The organism is Verrucomicrobiota bacterium, from assembly GCA_016871535.1.
In the GTDB taxonomy this organism is placed as follows: Bacteria; Verrucomicrobiota; Verrucomicrobiia; order Limisphaerales; family SIBE01; genus VHCZ01.
In genome coordinates, this window is sequence record VHCZ01000084.1 from 1 (window position 1) to 22,311 (window position 22,311).

Sequence of the window (22,311 nt, forward strand, 5' to 3'; positions counted from 1 at the left end):
TGGAGACCGCACGAAAGGTGCGCTCTCTCTCGTCGAGACCCCATCAACCGGAGAGCCGGATGCGGGAAATCCGCCCGTCCGGTTCGGAGGGAGGGGTGACGCTCGTGTGTCATCCCTACCCCTATCTTTCGCTCCTTTCGCCAGGCCCGAATTCCGCCTTGACTAATGCGTGGGTGTGGAAAGATTGGTGACAAGCCGATAAGAATTGAACTTAGATTCTCCACCTCTATGAAACCTTATCTCTGCTCTCGCCGTGAATTTCTTCGTTGGAGCGCCGCCGCCGCGGCCGGCGTCCCTCTGATGCAAGGCTTTGACCATTACACTGCGCTTGCGGCCGAGGCGGCCTCGCTCTCGTCCAAAAGCCTTACGCCATCGAACCGGGCGAATGCCAAAGCGGCGATCGTGGCTTGCCGTTCCTATGGAGCGGAGGTGCGCGAGGCCATGGCCAAAAGCTTCGATTTGATCGGCGGTATCGGTTCCCTGGTGAAGAACAAGACCGTGACGGTGAAGGTGAATTTGACCGGGACGAATTTCTCGCCCTATATGAACCGTCCAGTGGGCGAGACGTACATGACGCATTACTCCACGGCTCTGGCGCTGGGATCGCTCCTGTTCGGCGCGGGCGCCAGGCGCGTGCGGTTTGTCGAATCGACGCAGAGCAAGTCGAACCTTGAAACTTCGCTCGGTTTTGCCGAATGGGACCTGAATGCGCTTTCGGCGCTCGGCGAAGTGGAATTCGAGAACACGCGCAATCTCGGAAAAGGCAAGCGCTACTCGAACCTCAAAGTTCCCGGGGGCGGGTACATGTTTTCGTCGTTCGACTTCAATCACGCGTACGAGGAGACCGACGTGATGGTCTCGCTGGCAAAAATGAAAAACCACATCACCGCCGGGGTGACGCTTTCGATGAAGAACTTGTTCGGCATCACACCCAATTCACTCTATGGGGATCAGGCCGGAAGCGAGGAGGCCACTGCCGGGCGCGGTCCGATCCATAATCCGAGGACTTCCCGGAAGATTGGGTTGCCAGGACTGAAACCGGAAGTGACCTCAACCGACCCGACCTACCGCGTGCCGCACACCGTGGCTGACATCTGCGCCGCCCGGCCCATCCATCTGGCCATCATCGACGGCATTACTGCGATGAACGGCGGGGAAGGTCCCTGGTGCAGCCGTGCCGCGACGATCAAATTCACCGAGCCTGGCGTCCTGATCGTGGGCCTCAATCCCGTATCCACGGACGCCGTTGGCACCGCGGTGATGGGCTACGACAATCCACGCGCGGCCCGGGGGATCAAACCCTTCCACTTTTGCGACAACCATCTGCTGCTCGCCGAACAAGCGGGCATCGGCATCGCCGACCTGACGCAAATCGACGTGCGCGGACTCGCCATCGAAAAGGCGAGGTATCCGTACGGGTAGGATCAAGAGTACGCTCAGGATTGGGAAAATCACTCGAGAGTTACCACTTCGTAGTTTCCCAACTTTGGCAACGTGAACCTTGCCTGGCGGGCCGATCGAGTGAGGCGGATTGTCCTGCCCAACGTCACGGCGCGAGCGCGTCGACAATCCTGGGCCAATTCCACCGTGATGTCCCGCATCTCCACGGGCGCGAAGTAAGCCGTGTCCGAATGGCGAGCGTGGAATCGGTCTCCCGCAGATTCGTCTGCAGGAGGCGCACGGGATCATCCATCCACCAGCGGGGCTGCGCTGACTCAGAGGGAGCGACGAAGATTAGCAAACTCCTGAGGCAAAAAAGTAGGGCAGGCATCTTGCCTGCCCCGTCGGGAATACCGTTTGGAAGTAACTTATTCCTTCTCCCACGGAACAACCCATTTGTAGATCGTGCCCTCGCGGTCGTCGCTGGAGTATTGCTGGACTTCTTTTGGCTTCGCGCCGCGCATATCAAAGTCGTGCGAAACAATGCGCGTGCCGGGTTTGAGCTTCGCGAGTTTGGGCATCAGCTTCACGTTCAATTCCGGCAGCAGGTAAAGCGTCACCACGGTCGCATCGCTGAAATCCAACTCGAAGATGTCCGCGTGCTTGATCGTGACCAGGTGTTCGACTTTGTTGGCTTTGACGTTCTCTTGCGATTCCTTGATGCGTTGCGGGTCGATATCGACGCCGATGGCTTTGATGCCGTATTTTTTCGCCGAGGTCACCACGATTCGCCCGTCGCCGCAGCCCAGGTCGTAATGGATGTCGCCCGGTTTGATTTCAGCCATGGCGAGCATTTTATCGACGGCGGCCTGGGGGGTCGGAACGAAAATCACGTCGGGCTTGCGTTCGGGTTTGGCGGCAGCGGCAGCTTTGGCCTTGGCGTCCTTGGCCTGTTGGGCCGAGACGCGATCGAGCAGACCGACGGCAAGGGCGGTTGCCACAAGGCAGACAGGGAACAGGATGGAATAACGTTTCATTTATTGAGGGGGTTAGATTGATTTCGGTACGGTTTTAGGCTTCGCCACGCTCTCTCTCAGCGTTGCTAGCCGGGTTGGGCGCTTCGTTTACCAAGCCCGCCGCAGAACGCAAGCACAACCATGCCGAGCACCACCGGCGCCGCGCCCAACAAAGTCAACCGTCCCGCGTAGGTGGTGGCGGAATAAAGCATGAACGCGCACATTCCGCAGAAAATGAGCGGCAATATGGGAAAAAGCGGCACCGAGAACGGGCGTTCTGTTCCACGATCCCGCGCGCGAAGCACAAATAGCGAAATCCCCGTCAGCAGAAAAAACAGCCAGAAAACTGGCGCCGTGCAGCGCAGCAAACTGTCAAAGCCGCCATGTCCTTCCCAGGAAAACGCCGCGAATCCGAGCGCTTGCAGCACGCCGTTCGTCAGACTTCGTCCCAGATCGGTCCCGACCAACAACACCATGCCCAGGGAAATCGCCATCTGAAGCACCAGCGACGTGACCGGCGTGCCGAGCCGCGGATGCCAGCGCGCCAGCGGGGCGATCGCTGGATAATCCGTTCCCACGGCGGCGTAGATCCGAGCGCCGGTCAGGATCAATCCGTTCAACGCTCCCAAAGCCGAGATAAGCACGAGGATCGACATCGCCTTCGCACCCGCGTCACCCAAGGCCCCGTGCAGGACGTCCGCCGCAATGGCCTTAGAATTGCGCGCGCCGTCGAATCCCAATCCCGACATGTAGGCCGCGTTGATCAACAGGTAAATGACCGCGACGCTGGCCGTGCCGATCAGGAGCGCTTGCGGAATGCTTCGCCGTTTGTTCTTCATCTCCGCGACGACGAAGGCCGCGTCATTCCAGCCGCCGTACGTGTAAAGCACCAGGATCATCGCGACTTGAAATCCTGGACCCGCGCCGCCCCCAGATGACGCGGCCTTCACCGGCGCCGGCGCGAAGAACCCCGCCATCACGATGGCTGTGAGTCCAATCACCTTGAGCAGCGTCAGGATATTTTGCGTGCGCCGTCCGGATTTGACACCGACGATATTCGTCACTGACAGCGCCACCACCGCGGCGGCGGCGAAAACGGGCGCCGAGGCCGAGGTCGTCCCGAAAAGTTTCACCGCGTAATCCGCGAACACATACGCCATCATCCCGATGCTGCCGGTCATGATGACGGTCAGTTGCGACCATCCGAACAAGAAGCCCGCCCAGGGACCGTAGGCGCGCCGGAGGAAAAAATAATCTCCGCCCAGCCTGGGATAAGTCGTCGCCAGCTCCGCGTAGCAAAGCGCGCCGATGACGGAGAGCACGCCTCCCAGGGCCCAAACGAGCATGGCCTGGCCCGGGCTTGCGACGCAACTGAGGATGAAGGGCGCGGTTTCATAAATACCGGCACCGATCACAATGCCGACGATGATCGAAACGGCGTCCCACAGGCTCAGCTCGCTCGGGGCAGGGGTTTGATTGGTTTCAGGTGAGGACATGGCTGTGGATCCGTTGAGGTTTCATTATGGCGGAACGGCGCGGAGCTTTGCGGATTTGCGCCGGAAAGCAATCCCGAAGACGTCATGTGAGGGCGCGTAAATCAAGTATGAGTCAAGTTATTGGTCGAGTGAGGCCGCGTCATGATCTTTTTCCTCTCCGGGCGAGGAACGTTCCTGGAAACGCTTCGCTCAAAAGCGCAGCGGACAGGCGGTCGAAGCCGAGCGTCGAGTTCGCCGTTTGGGGGAGGATAGGGTGGCGAACCCGCGCCCGTTCAACTTTCACGGCTGGACGAGACGGTAACTCACGAAAGCCAGGCTGCGGCTGTCCGGGGACCGGGACGGCACATGGATCGTGCCTTGGCCGCCAAACAATTTCGCCAGAACCTGGATGTCGCCGCGGCTCGAAGGCATCAGTCTGAGCATGACATCTTTGGGTGGTGTTCGCGTTGGACAGGGCAGCCAGCAGAAACAGGCCAAGGAGCAAAGTTTGGTCTCTCTCGCCAGTTCTTCTGAGACCAAACAAAAAAGGTCCAGCATTGGGCAAAATCTGTTTTGGTCGGCGCCAGAGCTTGAAGGACTCTAGCTTTGGAACAAATCACTGAAACTCTAACCAAAACCAATCAACCCAACCACCGGAGGAAGCCTATGAGTCGAGAGCAAGAAACAGATGTGTTGGTGGTGGGAGCAGGACCGACCGGGATGTTGACGGCCCTGGCGTTGACCAAGAGCGGCGTGAGAGTTCGAATCATCGATAAAGAAGAACGAACCGCCGCCCATAGCTACGCCTGCGCGCTGCACCCGCAGTCGCTGGCGTTGCTCGACCGCCACGGACTCGCGGAGGAGATTCTGGCGTCCGGACACCGGATCGAGACGGTCGCGTTTTATGAGGGCGAGAAACGGCAAGCGGAGATGCGCCTTTCGGGACTGCCGGTGAAGTACCCGTTCCTCGTCGTTCTTCCTCAAAGCGCGCTGGAAGAGCGTCTGGAGCGGCAGCTCCTGAAAACCAGCGGCGTGCGCGTGGAGTGGAATCATCGATTGTCCGCCCTGGAACCGGGCCGGGGAACGGTCGTCGGCGTCGTGGACGAGCTTTGTGAAACCTCCAAGGGCTACATTATCCGGGAACTCGACTGGGAAGTGAAGCGGACGCTGCGAACGCGCGCCGCGTTCGTTGTGGGCGCAGACGGTTATGATTCCGGCGTGCGCCAGTCGCTCGACATTGAATGCGAGCGAGTGGCGGAACCGGCGACCTTCGAGGTTTATGAGTTCGAATCCGACGGCCGATGCGGAGACGAAGCGCGCGTGGTCCTCGACGGCGATTCCACGAATGTCTTCTGGCCATTGACCGGGAATCGCTGCCGCTGGAGCCTGCAGGAGGCCAACATCGGCGACTTCTCGGAATCTCACTCGAAAGAGCGGACCGACGTTCTACTGGTCGATGAAGCGGTCGATGTGAAGACCCGCGCGCGCGTTCTGGCCCGGATCCAAAGCTGCGCTCCGTGGTTCAAGGGCGCCATCAAGGCACTCGACTGGTCCGTCGATGTTCAGTTTGAACCTCGCCTGGCGAGCCAGTTTGGCCGCGATCGTTGCTGGCTCGCGGGCGACGCCGGCCATCAAGCGCTCCCCATGGGAATGCAAAGTGTCAACGTGGGCTTGCGCGAGGCTGAAGATCTGGCGGGTCGAATTGTGAAAATCCTGCGCGAGGGCGGATCGCAGGATCTGCTCGAAGCGTATGGCCGTGAGCGGCGGACTGAGTGGCAACAGTTGCTCGGCGTCCAAGGCGGCTTGAAACCACGAGCCACGGCCAGCCCGTGGGTCAAGGAACGTTCCGCAAACATCCTGCCCTGCGTGCCTGCCTCCGGTGCCGACGTGGGTCTTCTGCTGGATCAACTCGGGCTCGACCTGCCGGTTCGTGAAATCCGTGGTTGAATCAGGTTCGTGGGAAGCTTCTATGCGCATCGCCGGTAGGATCAGGAGTCCTGAGACTGGTTGATCAGGTCTTCCGAAAAACAATTGCTCCCGTCGGGCAATGCTCGACACACTCGGCGGCGACCTTTTGCAGCCCATCGTCAAAAGCATGATTTAGCGGCGCGCTGACGCGAACGTCGAACCCGCGGCCCACAAAAGTCAGCCCCAGTGGTTCGCTCGCTTGCTCCGCGAGTTTCACGCAGATGCCGCAAAGGATGCATTTTCCCGGTTCGAAGACGACGCCGCCCGGCCTTTCGTATTGCTCGAAGCGCCGCCGCTCGGCCCGGAAGTGCGCCGGATTCGCTTCGTAAAGCGCCGCATAATGTTGGAGCCGGCATTGCCCGGCGGCCCGGCAATCGCAGTGTAAGCAGCGCTGGGCTTCAGTCGATGCCTCGCTCTTCGTGAAGCCGCATTGCGTGCCGCAGGATGGACTGACGCGCGGATGCGGGCTGGGGCCGATCATGAACAGTTTGAGTTCCGTGTCGTCCAGCCGGCCCATGATGCTGGAGAACTCCTTGCCCGGCCGCTCCACCGCTTGTCCAAATAGCAAACGATGGATGCAAGCGGCGGCAATTTTGCCCTCGCTCATGGCGCGCGCCACTTGCTTCAGCGGTTTCACAGCGCTTCCGGCGGCGAACACTTTAGAGCCTGTCGGAGGATGTAGGGCAGGCTTCCAGCCTGCCGGTTGACAGGGCATCCTCGCCCCGTCGTTCGGGCGGCAGGACGCCTCGCGAACCGGCAGGCTGGAAGCCTGCCCTGCATCTTCAGACGAGATCAGTTCGGTTTGATAGGAATCCGGGTTCACTTTCAATCCGCCGCCCGTCCAGCTCAGGCCGAGCGCGGCGGCCTCCGGCTTGCTCGTCTCGCCCAACGCGAGGAGAACGGCGTCGAAATCGCGCTGTAGATCGGTCAGGCCCGTCATGTCCAAGACGCTGGCGAGTTGGAAACGCGCGCCCAGTTTTTCGATCAGCGCGATTTCTCCATTGAGCACTTCGGGCGGCAGATCCTTTTCCACGACCGGATTTCGCAAGCTGCCACCGGCTTTCTCGTGGCGATCAATGAGAGTGCAGGCGTGACCTTGCCTCAACAGGTGATAGGCAGCCGCCAGGCCGGTCGGACCGGCTCCGACGATGGCGATGGATTTGCCGCTCGCGCTTTTGCAGGGCGGAAGATAAGGCGCCTGGGATTGAAGGTCCGCGTCCGCCGCGAATCGTTCCAGATCGCGAATTGCCGCCGGGTTGTCCCACGTGCCGCGCCGGCAGCCATTCTCGCAGGGATGATGGCAGAGGCGTCCCAACACTGCAGGCATAGCGATGGAGTCTTTGATCGTCGCGATCGCCTCGCGCAATTCGCCCGTTTCAATCTGGCGGATCATGACGGGAATATTGAGATGCAACGGACAAATGCGATGGCATGGCGAAAGACAGTCGCCCGCGTGATCGCTCAGCAGCAATTCCAGGGCGGTGCGCCGCATCTCGCGGACTTCCGCGCTTTCAGACTCGATGATCATGCCCTGCTGGACCCTGGTGGCGCACGAGGGGACGACACGGCTCTGGCCGTTGTTGCCGTTGACCTTCACGACACACGCGAGGCAAGACGTCAGCGGGCCGCACTTCTCCAGATAACAAAGCGTGGGAATATCGATGCCGAGGCGCTGAGCAACCGCGAGGATCGTTTCGCCTGGAGCGGCGTCAACCTCGCGGCCGTCGATGGTGCAGGTGCTCATTTCACTTCGATGGAATCGTGCGGACACACCTGCCGGCAGGAATCGCAGCGCGTGCAGAGGTCCTGGTTGATCTCGTGGCGCTGATACGGCGTCATGGGAATCGCGTTGACCGGACAATGCTGGGCGCAGAGCGTGCATCCGGCGCATTCCTCGGTGACGCGATATTTGATCAAGGTTCGGCAACGCTGCGCCGGACAACGGCCCTGCAAGTGCGCTTCGTATTCATCGTGGAAATAGCGGAGAGTCGTGAGCACGGGATTGGGCGCCGTCTTCCCGAGACCGCAGAGACTGCCCTGGCCGACCTGTTTCGACAGACGTTCGAGTTCGTCGAGATCCTGGCGTTGTCCTTTGCCGGCGCACAACCGATCCAGAATGTCCAGCATGCGGCGCGTGCCGATCCGGCAGAACGTGCACTTGCCACACGATTGATTCTGGGTGAACTCCAGGAAATAGCGCGCGATATCGACCATGCAATCGGCGTCGTCCATCACCACCAAACCGCCCGATCCCATGATCGCGCCGATGTCGCGCAGCGATTCGTAATCGACCGGCGTGTCCGCCAGGCGCGCGGGAATGCAGCCGCCGGACGGCCCGCCAATTTGGACCGCTTTGAATCGACGGCCCGCCGCCGCGCCGCCGCCGATCTCTTCCACGATCTCGCGGATGGTCGTGCCCATCGGGACCTCGATCAATCCGCCACGCCGGATCTTGCCGGCGAGCGCAAACACTTTGGTGCCTTTGCTCGAGCGCGTTCCCAGCGCGGCGAATGCTTCCGCGCCATGGCGGATGATCCACGGGACCAGCGCCAGGGTTTCGACGTTGTTGATCACAGTCGGCTTTCCCCAAAGACCGGCCTCGGCCGGGAAGGGCGGTCGCAGCCGAGGCATGCCGCGTTTGCCCTCGACCGAAGCAATGAGCGCCGTCTCTTCCCCGCACACGAACGCGCCCGCGCCCTCTTTGATCGTGAGGCGCAGGGGAAAACTGGATCCCAACAGCGCGTCGCCCAACCAGCCTCGGCGCTCGCACGCTTCGATGGCCGCGCGCACTCGGCGAACCGCCAGCGGATATTCCCGGCGAATGTAGAACACGCCTTCATGCGCGCCGACCGCCAGCGCCGAAATCGCCAGCCCTTCGATCACGCGGAACGGAAACGATTCGAGGATCATGCGGTCCATGAACGCGCCGGGGTCCCCTTCGTCGCCGTTGCAGATCACGTATTTGATTTCGCCCGGCTGCGACCGGGCGTAGCGCCATTTCTGGCCTGTGGGAAATCCGGCCCCGCCTCGTCCGCGCAATCCGGATCGTTCGATGACGGCAATGGTTTCTTCGGGCGGTTGTTTCTCCAGACAGCGCCGCAACGCGACGAAGCCGTCGTGAGCCATGTATTCGTCCAGGTCCAGCGGATCAAGTTTGCCGAAATGTTCGGTGGCGATGCGCACCTGTTTTCCCAGAAACGATTTCACCGCCGGTTCGCGGACGTTCAGCGCGTACCGATTCGCCTCCGGCTTGGAGTCGTCGAGCAGCAAGCCGTCCAAAGCTCTGTTCCAGAAATGTGAGAGCCGCTGCGCCAGACCGCGAGCCTTGCCGTACCGCTGCACAATCCAGTTCGCCTGACTTGTGCCCAGGCCGGCATAGAGCGTGTTCGCTTTGCCCGGAGCGACCACTTCAATCATGGGCGTGCGATGACACATGCCGACACAGCCGACGCGTTTGACTTCGACATTGGCGCCGGTTTGCCGCGCCTGTTGCTGAAGGGCGTGGAAGAGACGGTCGCTGCCTTTGGCAATGCAGCAGGAACCGAGTCCGACGTGGATGACGGTGCCGCCGTTGCCGGCGCGCTTTTGTGTCTGGCCGAGTTTCTCCACGGCACACTCGGTTTCACTGACATTGAGAAAATCACGGATGATCTTGGGGACTTTTTGCGTGGTGACGTGGCCGAAAGTGGTCTTGTCCATGCGCACGACCGGCGCGAGCGTGCAGCAGCCGATGCAAGCGACGGGTTCGATGGTGAACTGGCGATCCGGATCGGTCTCGTCTCCGGCGGGAATGCGCAAGCGCTGGCGCAAAGCGTCCTCAATCCGTTCGGCGCCGGCGACGTGGCACGCGGTGCCGCGGCAAACGTGGACGATAAATCTCCCGACCGGCTTGTGCCGGAACATATCGTAAAACGTCGCGACACCACTGATGGAAGCGGGAGTGATCTGAGTTGTGTGGCACACGCGTTCGAGCGCTTCGGAAGGGAGATAGCCGTAATGCTCCTGCAAGGCTTGCAGGATCGGAATGACCGCGTCCGGCGCGCGGCCAAGCTGCGTCACGGTTCGATCGACGAACGTTAGATCAAGGTTCTCCATTTTATTGCACTCTGTCTCCCCATGGGCAGCGCCCCCTCACCCCTTCCCTCTCCCCGAGTGAGGGAGAGGGTGTCCGCCGGACCGATGAGGGCGAATCCGGCCGGTTCCTGGGCCTGTGCGAATGGTTCTAAAACCAAAAAAGCTTCCCCTGAACCCTTCTCCCGGACCGTTGCCTTCAGGCCGCTTCAACGCTCGACCCCGGAGAGTGCGCTGAAGCAGCCTAAAGGCTGCGGTCCGCACGGTTTTCGGTTCCTGGGGCGTGAGCATGGCTTCTTGGCCAAGGAAGCTTTCCATGAACCGTCTCCTCGGACCGTGGCCTTCAGGCCGCTTCAACGCTCGACCCCGGAGAGTGCGCTGAAGCAGCCTAAAGGCTGCGGTCCGCGCGGTTTTCGGTTCCTGGGACGTGAGCATGGCTTCTTGGCCAAGGAAGCTTTCCATGAACCGGCTATAGACCGCGAGCTTTTGGACTGCGCCAGTCCTCTCGCGCTTTGGACCTCGCGGGCTCGACGAAAGCGACAGAGGGCTCTGCTCCTTACACGAATCTGTGGACGGCGTTCGCCAATCCCAAGGGGATTGCGTCCTCCAGCCCAGGTTTGCGAGGAACAAGCTACCCTGGGTAAAGCGAACGTGAGCAGGCGTGACCAATGCGGTTTTCTGTTCTCTCAGACCTAGCGCATACAAATTCGTTGCCGCGCGCAGATAGATGCGATCGTTGGCAAAGGCCGGGCAAGCGACGATGGTTTCGCCCATTTCGCTTCGACCCAATTCTTTGAACTGACGAGCCGCTTCCACGACGATGACGGTCCCCTTCATGCCAACCAAATACAGCCTGCCATTGGCGATGCTAGGCGACGCCTGAAACTCCATGTCAAAATCATGCTCCCAAAGCTTCTTGCCATCTCTTGCTTCGTAGCACGTCAGCATGCCGGGCGTGGAAATCGTGAAGACCAATTCGCCGTTGCTGACGGGACAGGTGATGTCAGGGACATTGTCCTCAGCGGCCCAAACGATGTGCGTCTTGGTGACGTCGCCTTGACCATCCGGACGGATCGCCAGCAGTTTCTCCGACGGGCTGACTGCGAACACCAATCCTCCGGCATAGATCGGCGAAGGAGTGATTTCACCATTGAGGCATTCGGCGCGCCAGAGTTCAGTCCCATCATTCGCCGAATACGCCATCAACCACGGAACGCCCAGTGTAATCACCTGCGGTTTCTCTGCGGCTTGAATCACAATCGGCGTGGACCACGAAGTGGAGACAGGACGCTGGCGTTGCCAGAGAATGTTCCCGGTCGCGCAGTCGAACGCGTAGAGCCGTGACTTGCGATCCTCGGACTCGCCTTGATCGAGTTGCAGCAGCAATCGCCCTTGCCACAACGCCAGCGATGAGGCGTGGCCGTAGGGGTTTTTGGGCAGGCCAAGATGCTTCGACCAAACCGGCTTGCCGGCGAAATCCAATGCGACCAGTTCGCCCGTCCCAAAGATGGCGCAGACGCGCTCGCCGTCCGTGGCCATGGTCGCGGCGGCGAAGCCCGCTTGCAGCGGCGATTCCGGCAATTGAATAGCAGCGCCTGGGGGAGGCTCCACGGTTCGTTCCCAAAGCAATTCGCCGTTGGCGGCATTGAAACAGAGGATCGCGCGGCGATTCTCGTCGCCACAGGACAGGAATACGCGATTGTTCCAAACAATGGGTGAACTGAAGCCGGGCAAGCGAAGGGCCCTCTTCCACACCACGCCTTCGCCCGTCTGCGTGTTCCACTTGATCGGCAGATTGGTCTGGATCGTCACGCCGTCTCCATCAACGCCGCGAAACTGCGGCCAGTTCGCTTGCATCTCTTCGCGGGAAGGAAACTTCAGGGCCTGACCAGAGCCGGCAGGAGAGGTTCCAGCGAGTTTTTCAAGGTCGCTCAACTGATTGGGGAGTGTCGTCTGAGCGGTGAAAACAATCGCGATAAAGCCTGTGACAACGATGCCGCCCGCTGCCGCGACCGACCAACGCATCGGCGTGTGCGCAATGGCGCTCTCATCCTCGATTTCGGATTTTGGCTGTGGCAGGTGAAGCTTCTTATGGAAGGCCGCGGCGCGTTTGGCTGACCAAATGAAGACGAGCGCGCCACAAAGCAGCAGATAACTGCCGGTGCCGGTGAGAGCCAACCGCCGGAAATAGCGTTCGCGGAGTTGAAGGTCCAATTGGCGAATGTGCTGCTGGAGCGCTTCGTCCTTCGGCGAGGCCCGCAGTTTTTGTTGGAGCGCTTCCAACTCCGGCGTTTTCCAGGTGGAAGTGGAACTGGCGCGGATGCGCTGGATGGCCAGGGTCCCGGAAACGATCAAACAGAAGACGGCGGCGATCCAGGCAACAATGACGGTTGCCCGGGTAGGCAGCGCACGGTTCACAGGATGAGGGAGATCGCTCATAAGCTCTTCATGAACCGTCTCCCGGACCGTGGCCTTTAGGCCGCTTCAACGCCGAACTCCAAAGCGGGGCCGCAAGCAGCCTGAAGGCTGCGGTCCGCGCAGTTCTCGGTTCATGAGCCGTGGGCATGGCCCTGAGACCAAGGAAGCTTCCCGTGAACCACCGAGAATCCGACTTTGCCACAGGCCGCTCACAACTGCCATTCCTCGATCTGTCATGTCGTCGCCAAGCCCCGCTCTTGTTTTCTGAAATCCTGTTCACTCTGTTGTCTTCGTTAGCTCCTGTTAAGATTTCGCGATGGCTTGCTCAAGTCGGTGTGTGGGCTCCGGCTGGGGCTGGCTGCGGTGTCGTGCTTTGTCCCGGAAGTTCGGGAGGCATCAACCCTAAGCGCACTCTCTCATTCGGGCAGGACGAAAAGCAGCGCGCACACGCGAAGCAGCTCGCGCGGTTCGGCTCGTAATTGTGCCGGTTGCGGCGAACGGCGAGGCTGATCAATTTCGCGCCGATGACCAGTCCGACCCACCCGCCAAACACCCACCCGCCCATCCGGAAGCTTTGCCGTGTTTCTAGCGCTTGAGTCAGGAGTGCCTTCGGGTCTCGTTCCGCGCGCATCAAAGCGAGACTTTCCGCGGTTTGGTTGCCTGGTTGGACCGGCGCGGTTTGATGCTGGCTGAATCGTTCGGCGAGTTGAACCGTGGGGTCCATCTGCGAGGCGGCGACCGACAATTTCGATCCCAGCCAACCACCGAAAAGGACGAGCACTGGCAGCAAGACAATCAACTGCGCGAGCCGTCTTCTGTCGAGCCGCAGCGTGGGCCAGTGGCTCTGCGGCGGCGTTGGCTCCTCAATGACGCCGAACGGACAGGATTCCTCGCACAGGCGGCAGCGCGTGCAGGAATCCGGCGTTACCGTGACGCCCCATTTGGAAACGCTGGCCGTCAGGCGGAGCAACGCGCCATACGGACAAAGAAAGCGGCAATACGGCCGGCCAACCACGGTCGCGATCAGCAGGAACGCGGCGCCCAGGAGCAGCATGGCGTGGCTTCCGTTCATGCGGAACAGCGGCACGAACGGATCGTATTCGCAAATGATGAAGGCGCTGCCCGTCGCGGCGAAGAGCACTCCCGCGCCCAGATAAACGAACGGCAGAACTCCCAGGCCTTGCTCCAGCCAGGCCGGAACCTTCACGGGCTTAAGCAGCATGAGATCTTGAAGCGCGCCGTGCGGACAGACTGCGGCGCAAAAAGTGCGCCCGGCGAAAAGCGCGAAGACCAGCGGCGCGAGGAAAAACGCGGTAACCGCCCACGGCACGGCATATCCTGAATCAAACAAACCCAGCGCCACGTTTTGAATGGAACCGATCGCGCAGACGCACCCCTTCCGATAGAACCCGAAATAAGCGACGGAAAAAATCGAGAGCGCCACCACGCCGTTGCGCGAGCGTTTCTTCAGCGCCAGATACGACGCCGTTCCCAGTGCGCCGAGCAGAACCGCGACGTCCACGTATTGCATGGGATTGGACCGCGGCGGAGGTGTTTTGGTGCCCGGAAGCGCGTAGCCGCTTTCAAATTCGGGGGGTGGAAAGCGCTGTTCCGCGGAGGCGGTGACGTTGGCGAGAAGCAGAAGCCAGAAGGAGGCGAACTGCAACGTCTGGCGCAAGAACCATTGAGCGAAGCGCGGGACTGGGGGCAAGTTCAGCGGTTCATTGCGCAAAATGGTTTCAGAGCGCTCTTCCCAGGAACGCGCTGGCAGGGCGAGCCTGTCCCCAGCGGGCCGGTCCGGACGTGTTCCAAGCACGTAGAGCGGCTCGTCGGGACGGACTCGCCCTACCGGCGCTCCGCGTGCCTGGTTCATGGGCCGTGTGCATGGTTCTGAAACCAAGGCAGCTTCCCATGAACCTGCGTCGGTTTGTAGTCCCGCCTTTAGGCGGCTCCGGCGTTCCGGACCGGCTAAAGCCGGGACTACATGCAGGGTGTGGCTCAGGACTCCAATGCGCGCCGAATCCATGCATGAATTTGGCTCGCTCATTTCAGTGGCTCATCTTGAGCAAGTACGGGTGCTGCACTGGCACGCGGCGGAAGGCATCGCCAGGACAGACCTGGGCAATGGAACATTCGTTGCAGTTGACACAACGGTCGTGCCGAATCTGGAGGAAGAGCGAGCCGTTACCGAAGCGATTGCAGCCTTCCACGCACTTCGCGCAGCCGATGCACAACTGCTCGTCGATCGCGTATTCGTAGTAGGGATCCTCGACAAACGTGCGTTTGATCGCCGCTGTGGGGCAAAGCTGGTTTTCCGCCGCGGTGTTGAGTTCGCTCGGTTCCGGGACGAAATATCCCGTGCACAACTGGCAATAACCGCAGATCGCGTGCGCGTGCACGCATTTGACAGCCGATTGCTCCAGCACGCAGTGCGTCGCGCAGCGATCGCACCGCAAGCACTTGCTCGGATCGATCTGCCAAACCGTCGTCGCCGACGTGCTGCGGGTGCCCAACACGCCAAGCAGCCCGCCCAGACCGGTCAACGCAGCCGCGCGGGAACCGTCGCGCAGAAATTGCCGGCGGTTGACGGGCGTGTTTGTTGGGGGGTTGGCATCCACGGCAGGGGCAGAGAATCGTTGAATCGTTACAGCGTTAAATCGTTAGATTGGTTTTCGCATCGAGGGTTTGTAGCGCAGATTTGCAATCTGCCGTATCGCCGATTTCCAATCGGCAGAGGCCAGGAAATCTCGTGCGCGTGCGATTAATCGGAGCTCCGCAGGCTGCAAGCCTGCGATACAGCAGATTGGAAATCTGCGCTACGAGCCTGCATCTCATCATGCCTTAGCGTCCTTTCGTGTCCCTTTCCTCACCATAACACGGACATTGCCTGCGACGGGATCCAGGATGTAGATGCGCCCTTGGGAATCCGCGGCGGCGTCCAATCCGCCTTGCGTGCCGTCAGCGTCGTCCTTGGCCGAAACCTTTGCGTTTTCAGGAAAGCCCTCCGTCCCGGCGACCACGGATTCAAACGTGCCGTCCGGGGCATAGACCTTCACGCGGGGCAAGCCTTTCTCGCACGTAATGCAGCGTCCGTCCGGAAGAACGTGAAGCGTGATGGGATTGCAGCAGCCGCAAAAGCCTTCGATCGCGGCCGAGCCTTTTCCCCAGGCAAATTCGAAGTCACCTTCAATAGTGTAGGCCTCGACGCGGTGCCGGCCCGGATTCGTAATTCGCAGCAAGCCGTCGCGGGCGAGCTTCAGATCAAAATACGGACTGGGCACAACGAAACCGGGAATGTCGCGCTCGCGATCTCGTTCTCCGATCCGGCTCCGAATTTTTCCGGATCGATCATAGCGGAGGACGAAGCGATGGCCCGCGTCCGCGGCGAAGAGATCGTTCTCGCTCACGGCCAATCCGGTGAGCCACGTGCGCGGCGCGGGAGAATCCCACGCAGCAGAACGCCGGCCTTTCGCATCCAGCACCTCAATGTGATCGCGCAGGCTGATATAGACGAGGCCATCGTCCGCCACCGTCATCGCGCGGGCTGAAGCCCGCAAAGCGATTTCGGAAACTACTGCCCCTTGACCATCCAGGATCGAGATGTAATGGCCCGAGGCGATGAAGACCTGATCCTGGCGGTCTATGGCAATTCGTTTGGGTTCCAGGCGAGGGCAGGGGAATCGTCCGGCTTCTTCATAATGAATCAACCCAGGGTCCGTCTTGCGCAGTGAAGTCAAATCGTAAGCAAAGGGATTTGAATGGCTCGCGTCTTTCGCGCGTCTGGCTCGCGCCGACGCGTGTTTTGAACCCGCAACGCCAATGGCGATCGCACCGACGGCGGCTGCGGCCCAGGCTCCGCGCTTGAGGAACTTGCGGCGGCTCAGGGCGGCTTTGTCCATGAACGGTGCCCCCTCATCCCGACCTTCGCCCCACCCCTGAACGGCCCCCTCTCCCGTCCTGCGGACACCCTCTCCCCCTCGGAGGGGAAGAGGGATGGGGTGAGGGGGATCGTTCGCGGCGACCGTGTCCGCAGGACGAGAGAGAGGGATTGCAGTCGGTTCATGGCCGCAATCGGCGCGGGATGCTTTGGGGTGTCTATCCATGTGCTTCTAGGCTCCGTTCTTTCGTTCGCGTGCCGCCAAAGCCCGCGGCAAAGCGCAGTCCGCGAAGGCCCCGCAGCTTGTGCAGATGCGTTTCTTCAGACAAACTTCACGGAGGGCGCGAGGGAGATGAGATTTGGTCGCCAAGACGGCCACGCCGCCGAGCGCGGCGACGGAGATCGCCCGCACGGTGAGGCGAAAGAACTCGCGGCGGTTTGAGGAGAGAAGATTCACGGAGAACATGGCAGGGACGGATTCCGCGCCGTTTCTGACATTTTCGAGCCATCGAACGAAACCGATTCCAGGGACGCGGTGGAACGCGTCCCTACCCAAGTCATTGAAAGTTTCCGTGGCCTCGGTAGGGCGAGTCCGTCCCGGCGAGCCGCTCCACGCGCTTTGAACACGTCCAGATCGGCTCGCTGGGGACAGGCTCGCCCCACCTTGCAGATCATGGAACGTGGGCTGTGCATATGACTCTGGCTTTCGAGGCTCACCTTTCGCCGATTGGCCTGCTTTTGCTACGCCCCGATTGTTCAGTGTTCACCATTTCTTGTCGTCGCAGGCGGAGGATCGGGAAGACCGGTCAATTCTTGGTCACGTCCAGACAAATCATGCGCGTGAAATCCCGCGCGATGAGCCGCCCGTTGGCCAGCGCGAGCGGTCCCCAGGATTCTCTTCCTTGCAAGACTTGCGCTTCGACGAGTTTGTTGAATCCCGCAGACGTCGCCTCGACCAACGACAGTTTTCCCGAATCATTCATGGCGAAGATCAAGCCGTTGCTGATCAGGAATGGACCGAGGCCAAACGTGGAACCTGGCCCGCTGGCCCAGATGATCTTCCCGTCGGGGGCCAGGCAAACCAGTTGGCCATCGGGACGCACGCCGTAGATCTGGCCGTTGTAATAGATCGGCGTGTGCTGAGTCGCGCCGAATACGCGCGGCTCCAGCTTGAACAGCGTCTCGCACGCGAAACGATCTCCTTCCAGCTTCAACTGCAACATGAGGCTCCCGGCGTCGTAACCACCGGAAAGGAAGATCCGGCCGTTCTCCAAAGCCAGCGGCGACGGAATGGTGGCGATGCTGATTTTCCAATCCTGAGTTTCCCAAAGCAGAGATCCATCCTTTGCCGACACGCCGACGACTCCGAGGCTCGCGCAATACGCATACATGCGTCGGCCAGCGAACTCCAGCGGCGCCACGGACGAATGGGTCATCTTCCATTTCCTGGGGTTCGGAGTTTTCCAGACCACTTTGCCGCTCTCGCAATCCACGGCGAGCAACAGCGCGTCCGGACCGCCGACGCCCAAGATCACGAGGCCATTCTCAACAAGGGGACACTGGCCCGCGTACCACGGCGGAACGGTCGCGCCGAATTCGCGAACCAGGTCGAAAGTCCAACGCAGTTCGCCAGTCGCGGCGTCGAGGCAAACCACGTGGCATTTGGGCCCCAGGGCGACGACGAATTGGTCGGTGACCGCCGGCACGGTGCGCGACATGCCGTGATTGCGTTTCACCGGCAGCGGATAGGCGAAGCGCCAGATTTCCTTTCCGTCGGCGAGGGAGAGACAGCGGAGCGCGTCCTGGCGTTTGCCGTGATCGTAGTCCATGACATAGACCCGGCCACGCGACACGGCGGCGCCGGCGTAGCCTTCACCCACCTCAATGGACCAAAGCGATCTGGGTCCGGGAGCTTCCCATTGTTTGGCGAGCGGCGCGGGTTCGTCGTTGATCCCGTCCTTGGCGGCGCCGCGAAAGCCCGGCCAGGCTCCGGGCAATTCAGCGGGTTTGCCTTCACCGGCGATCAAGCGTCCGGAGAGCACGGGATTGCCCTTCGCGCCATTTTGGCCGTCGCCGGGCGCTTGATCGGCGCCGGGCAGGCGGAGTTGAAGTGCACCGGGCGATGCGAGCCACAACCAGAGCGCAAGAATAGCGAGGGCGGCCAGGGCCGCGACGGCCAGGGCCATTATGGTCCAGGTCCTCGGTTGCGCGAGTGGAAGCCATTCACGGTTGGAGTCCATGCGTAGAGCGGCAGCACCGTTCAACCTTGAAAAGCGGTTGGGCCCACGAAATACACGAAACACACAAAAACTAAACGAGTTACCAAGGACGCGATGCCCACCCAACTGGTGAACGTGTCTCCCAGTTCAACCTTCTCTCCTTTCGTGACTTTCGTGTGTTTCGTGGGTTCAACTGCCGTTTTAAGGTTCAAGAGTTGCTCGATCGTTTTCAAAACTAGACTGGGGGCCGTCTGGAAAAACTTTGATTCGAATCAACTGGAAGCCCGCTTTGGAGCGATTCAAAGCGATTGATCCGAAACGGTCGGAATTGGGGAGCACACGCGCCCACGCGTGTATCGACCGGCGCCTCGCCGGTCGAACGGCTCGTGCCGATCGGTCACTCCATGGTGAAGCGTTCGAGCGTGAATGGGTCGGCGAGTGCGCCGGCGCCAGCACGCGAGGTGCGTGCGCGCCTCTCTGAATTGCGGCGCGGCGGGGAGAAAGCCGATCACTGTTTCGTGACCGTTTCGTCCAGATTGAGAATCAGGCTGGCAACCGAAGCGTAAGCGGCAAGTTCGGTGGCCGCGCTTGCATCCGTTTCCGGGAATTCGCCGGCCTTCACAAACTCAACCGCGCTTTGCGGGTGCTTTCTGAAATGGTCGAGATGATCGCGGAAGGCTTCGAGAAGAATCCCTGACTCGGCGCGAGTCGGTGGCCGCGCGGTCGCCAGGCGAAATGCGTAGTGCAGCCGCGCTTCCGGCGTTGGGCCGCCTTCGCGCAGGATGCGCTGTCCGAGCGCGCGCGCGGCTTCCACGAACGCGAGGTCATTCATCAAGTCCAGCGCTTGCAGTGGCGTGCTGGTGCGCGATTGCCGGACGGAACACGCCTCGCGTCCGGCGGCGTCGAAGGACGTCATCGTCGGCGGAGGGATGGTGCGCTTCCAAAACGTGTAGAGGCTGCGGCGATGAAGGTTCTCCCCTTTGTCCGGCACGTAATCCGTTCCGGAAAGTTCCTTCCACAAACCCGCCGGTTGATAGGGTCTCACGGAGGGCCCGCCCAGCTTCTCCACCAGAAGCCCGCTGACCGCGAGCGCCTGATCGCGAATCGCATCGGCGGACAAGCGGAAGCGCGGCCCGCGCGCGAGCCAACGATTGTCAGGATCCCTTTGCAGCACGCTCGGCGTGATCTTGGAGGATTGGCGATACGTGGCGCTCATCACCATCAGCTTGAGCATGGCTTTGACGTTCCAGCCGGTCCGCACAAACTCCGTCGCGAGCCAATCCAGAAGTTCGGGATGACTCGGCAACGCGCCGCGCGTGCCAAAGTCCTCCGCGGTCTTCACCAGCCCCGCGCCGAAAAACATCTGCCAGTATTGGTTGACCGCAACGCGCGCCGTCAGCGGATTCGAAGGATCGACCAGCCACCGGGCCAATGCGAGGCGATTCATGGGCGCGCCTTCTGCGCCCGCATCCGGCAGGGCGAGCCCGTCCCCGGCGAGCCGATCTGGACGTGCTCCAAGCGCGTGAAGCGGCTCGCCGCGTCGGGCTCGCCCCGCCGGATGCAGCGCCTTGGGAAGATCGGCTCGCACGCGGTCGCCGGGCTTGTCGTATTGGCCGCGAACCAAGACGAAGGTGTCGCGCGGGACGCTCATTTCTTCCATGACCATCGTGGTCGGAAGATTCTCGGAGAATTCGTCCCGCTGCTTTCGGGTTTGGGCGAGCTCCAATGTCGCTTCACGGATGTGCGGCGGCGCGTGTTTGTCCAGGAAGCAAGAGCGGAGTTTCAAGGCCTGGCTTGCGCTCCGCCGTTCGGCCGGGATCAAAAGAATTTCGGGGATCGATTCGGCGGTGGCCAGGATCGCCGCATCATCCGCCGTGAGCACCCGATCATAAACGCGCACGTCGTGAATCAATCCGCGAAAGCGCGTTTCCGGACCGCCGCCGGTGCCGATCCGGAATGGCTCGGAGGTTTTGAAGGATTGATTCAATTCGTCGAGGTTGACGCGCAATTTCGCCAGTTTGCCATCAACGTAAATCCTGACGCCCTCCGGGACGCGCGATCCGTCGTAAGTGGCTGCGACGTGGTGCCAGGCCTTGGGTTCAACCGCGGCCTCGGTTTCGACCCGCAACGCGTCATCGAGCCACCGCTTGACCAGGTTCAACTGCACGCGTCCGTTGGTCACGCACAACGTGTAGCCGTCTGACTCCGAAATCTCTGCCGTGCGAGAAAGAATGGCGCCCGCGTTCTGTAGGTCCGGAAAAATCCAGGCGGCAAAGGAAAACTTGTCAAGAAACCCGAAATCACCGGCCTTGCCCGCCTCCACGAATCGTTCGCCGTTGAAGATTGTCGCCTGGCCGAACTTGCCGGGGGCAAATGCAGGCTCGCTGCCGATGAACGTGAGCGCAGCTTCGTGTCCCGGTTCGTGGAGAGCTTCCTTCGTTTGCGAACCCTGCTCACGGAACGTGGTAGGGCGAGTCCGTCCCGGCGAGCCGCTCGACGAGCTTTGAACACGTCCAGATCGGCTCGCTGGGGACAGGCTCGCCCCACCTTGAGGTTCATGGGAAGAAGCGCCAGTAGCAGCGGCATTCGTGCGGATCGACACGCCGTCCAGCGGGAAGTGCGCCGTCAACCCAGCCGAGACGGTCCAGGCCAGCGCGAGCAGTTTTCCTTCGCCTTCCGCCAACTCCTGGACTTCTCTTCCTTCCACTACGGCGAGCAGCTGAGCGAGGAGCGGTTTTTCCCAAGCCGCCTGTGCGCGGACGATTTCAGGCTCAAGCGCGTCGAAGCGACATTCTGCCTTCGCCCGTTCCTCCTCGAGCCTTCGCAGGTGCTTCGCTTGCTCGGTCGTGGGCGCTTTAATGAAAGGCGGCGAATTGCCCAGCTTCACGGCTCGGCCTTTCTCCGGCACGTTGTTGAACAAGGCGAAGAGCTGGTAGTACTCCTTCTGTGTGAACGGATCGTATTTGTGGTCGTGGCAGCGCGCGCAACCCATCGTCAAACCCAGCCAGACCGTGCAGGTCGTATCGACACGGTCCACGACGTATTCGACGGCGTATTCCTCCGGAACGATTCCGCCTTCCGAGTTGCCCCGGTGATTGCGGTTGAAGCCGGTCGCGATGCGCTGTTCGAGGGTCGGATTCGGCAGCAGGTCGCCGGCGATTTGTTCGATGGTGAACTGGTCGAAAGGCACGTTGTGGTTGAACGCATCGACCACCCAATCGCGCCACCGCCACATGTGCCGCTCGCCGTCGGTTTGATAACCGCTGGTGTCGGCGTAACGCGCGGCGTCCAGCCAGAGAATCGCCATGCGCTCGCCAAATCGCGAAGAAGCCAGGACGCGGCCCACGACTTTCTCGTAAGCGTTGGGCGAAAGGTCGGCCAGGAAGGCGTCAAGTTCCGCGGGCGTGGGCGGAAGGCCGGTCAAATCCAGCGAGACGCGACGGAGAAGCGTCGGTTTATCCGCTTCGGGCGAAGGTCGGAGATTCTCTTTCTCCAGGCGGGCGAGCACAAAGGAATCGATGCTGTTGTGCGGCCAGTTCGGGTTCTGGACCGCGGGCAAAGGCGGACGCTGCGGCGGACGAAAAGCCCAGTGCTCCTGCGCTGGATCGCTGTCCGTTTGCCGGACAACCGCAAACAGGAGACAAAGTCCAAGGAGTGGCGCTCGTGTGGCGAAGCGTTCACAGCCATTTCTCGGAATAGCCGCGAAAATGCTCAAAAAACTCAAAGAAGATTTTGAGATTGGCATGGCCTCGGTCAAATCCTTTTGCGATTTCTGCGCCTTTTCGCGGCTAAATCGCTTTTCGCGTGAACGGTCACTCGTGCGGTTCGGCTCATAGCCTAATAAATAGCATCGGGACGGCTAAGCGCCAATGGCATTCGGCGTCAAC

At 61.0% G+C, this 22,311-nt stretch carries 12 protein-coding genes and 2 pseudogenes; 2 read left to right on the forward strand and 12 right to left on the reverse strand.

The genetic code is table 11. The features are described from left to right. Nucleotides 1–165 precede the first annotated feature (165 nt). A complete protein-coding gene (locus FJ398_12855) occupies nt 166–1,422 on the forward strand; it encodes a DUF362 domain-containing protein (GenBank protein ID MBM3838830.1) in 1,257 nt (418 codons plus the stop codon). A gap of 386 nt (nt 1,423–1,808) precedes the next feature. Here the strand turns inward: FJ398_12855 and FJ398_12860 are convergent, their stop codons facing one another. From FJ398_12860 to FJ398_12870, 3 genes and pseudogenes are all read right to left on the reverse strand, one after another. Next, nucleotides 1,809–2,417 carry a class I SAM-dependent methyltransferase gene (locus FJ398_12860; GenBank protein MBM3838831.1) on the reverse strand — a complete coding sequence of 203 codons (609 nt, stop codon included), beginning with the start codon at nt 2,415–2,417 and terminating at the stop codon, nt 1,809–1,811. 65 nt (nt 2,418–2,482) lie between these two features. After that, a complete protein-coding gene (locus tag FJ398_12865) occupies nt 2,483–3,892 on the reverse strand; it encodes an amino acid permease (GenBank protein MBM3838832.1) in 1,410 nt (469 codons plus the stop codon). A gap of 279 nt (nt 3,893–4,171) precedes the next feature. Continuing rightward, nucleotides 4,172–4,324 (reverse strand): annotated as a pseudogene (locus tag FJ398_12870) (transporter). 213 nt (nt 4,325–4,537) lie between these two features. Between FJ398_12870 and FJ398_12875 the strand changes: the two are divergent. Then, nucleotides 4,538–5,818, forward strand: coding sequence for an FAD-dependent monooxygenase (locus tag FJ398_12875; GenBank protein ID MBM3838833.1), 1,281 nt, complete (start codon nt 4,538–4,540; stop codon nt 5,816–5,818). Nucleotides 5,819–5,882: 64 nt separating this feature from the next. Here the strand turns inward: FJ398_12875 and FJ398_12880 are convergent, their stop codons facing one another. The 9 genes and pseudogenes from FJ398_12880 to FJ398_12920 form a co-directional block, all read right to left on the reverse strand. After that, nucleotides 5,883–7,583 (reverse strand): FAD-dependent oxidoreductase, encoded by a 1,701-nt coding sequence (locus FJ398_12880; protein MBM3838834.1) that lies wholly within the window; start codon nt 7,581–7,583, stop codon nt 5,883–5,885. Then, nucleotides 7,580–9,934: an NADH-quinone oxidoreductase subunit NuoE gene (gene nuoE, locus FJ398_12885; protein ID MBM3838835.1), complete on the reverse strand. Its 2,355-nt coding sequence runs from the start codon at nt 9,932–9,934 to the stop codon at nt 7,580–7,582. Before nuoE ends, FJ398_12880 begins: the two co-directional genes overlap by 4 nt. Nucleotides 9,935–9,970: 36 nt before the next feature. After that, nucleotides 9,971–12,349, reverse strand: a complete 2,379-nt coding sequence (locus FJ398_12890; GenBank protein MBM3838836.1) for a hypothetical protein — start codon at nt 12,347–12,349, stop codon at nt 9,971–9,973. Nucleotides 12,350–12,653: 304 nt separating this feature from the next. Beyond that, nucleotides 12,654–14,375, reverse strand: coding sequence for a 4Fe-4S binding protein (locus tag FJ398_12895; protein MBM3838837.1), 1,722 nt, complete (start codon nt 14,373–14,375; stop codon nt 12,654–12,656). A gap of 64 nt (nt 14,376–14,439) precedes the next feature. Then, nucleotides 14,440–14,946 (reverse strand): annotated as a pseudogene (locus FJ398_12900) (ferredoxin). A 216-nt stretch (nt 14,947–15,162) separates the two neighbouring features. After that, nucleotides 15,163–16,431 carry a twin-arginine translocation signal domain-containing protein gene (locus FJ398_12905; GenBank protein MBM3838838.1) on the reverse strand — a complete coding sequence of 423 codons (1,269 nt, stop codon included), beginning with the start codon at nt 16,429–16,431 and terminating at the stop codon, nt 15,163–15,165. A 6-nt stretch (nt 16,432–16,437) separates the two neighbouring features. Then, nucleotides 16,438–16,671: a hypothetical protein gene (locus FJ398_12910; protein ID MBM3838839.1), complete on the reverse strand. Its 234-nt coding sequence runs from the start codon at nt 16,669–16,671 to the stop codon at nt 16,438–16,440. Between the two features lie 340 nt (nt 16,672–17,011). Further along, nucleotides 17,012–18,445: a polyvinylalcohol dehydrogenase gene (locus FJ398_12915; GenBank protein ID MBM3838840.1), complete on the reverse strand. Its 1,434-nt coding sequence runs from the start codon at nt 18,443–18,445 to the stop codon at nt 17,012–17,014. Nucleotides 18,446–18,932: 487 nt separating this feature from the next. After that, nucleotides 18,933–22,169 carry a DUF1553 domain-containing protein gene (locus FJ398_12920; GenBank protein MBM3838841.1) on the reverse strand — a complete coding sequence of 1,079 codons (3,237 nt, stop codon included), beginning with the start codon at nt 22,167–22,169 and terminating at the stop codon, nt 18,933–18,935. Nucleotides 22,170–22,311 lie beyond the last annotated feature (142 nt).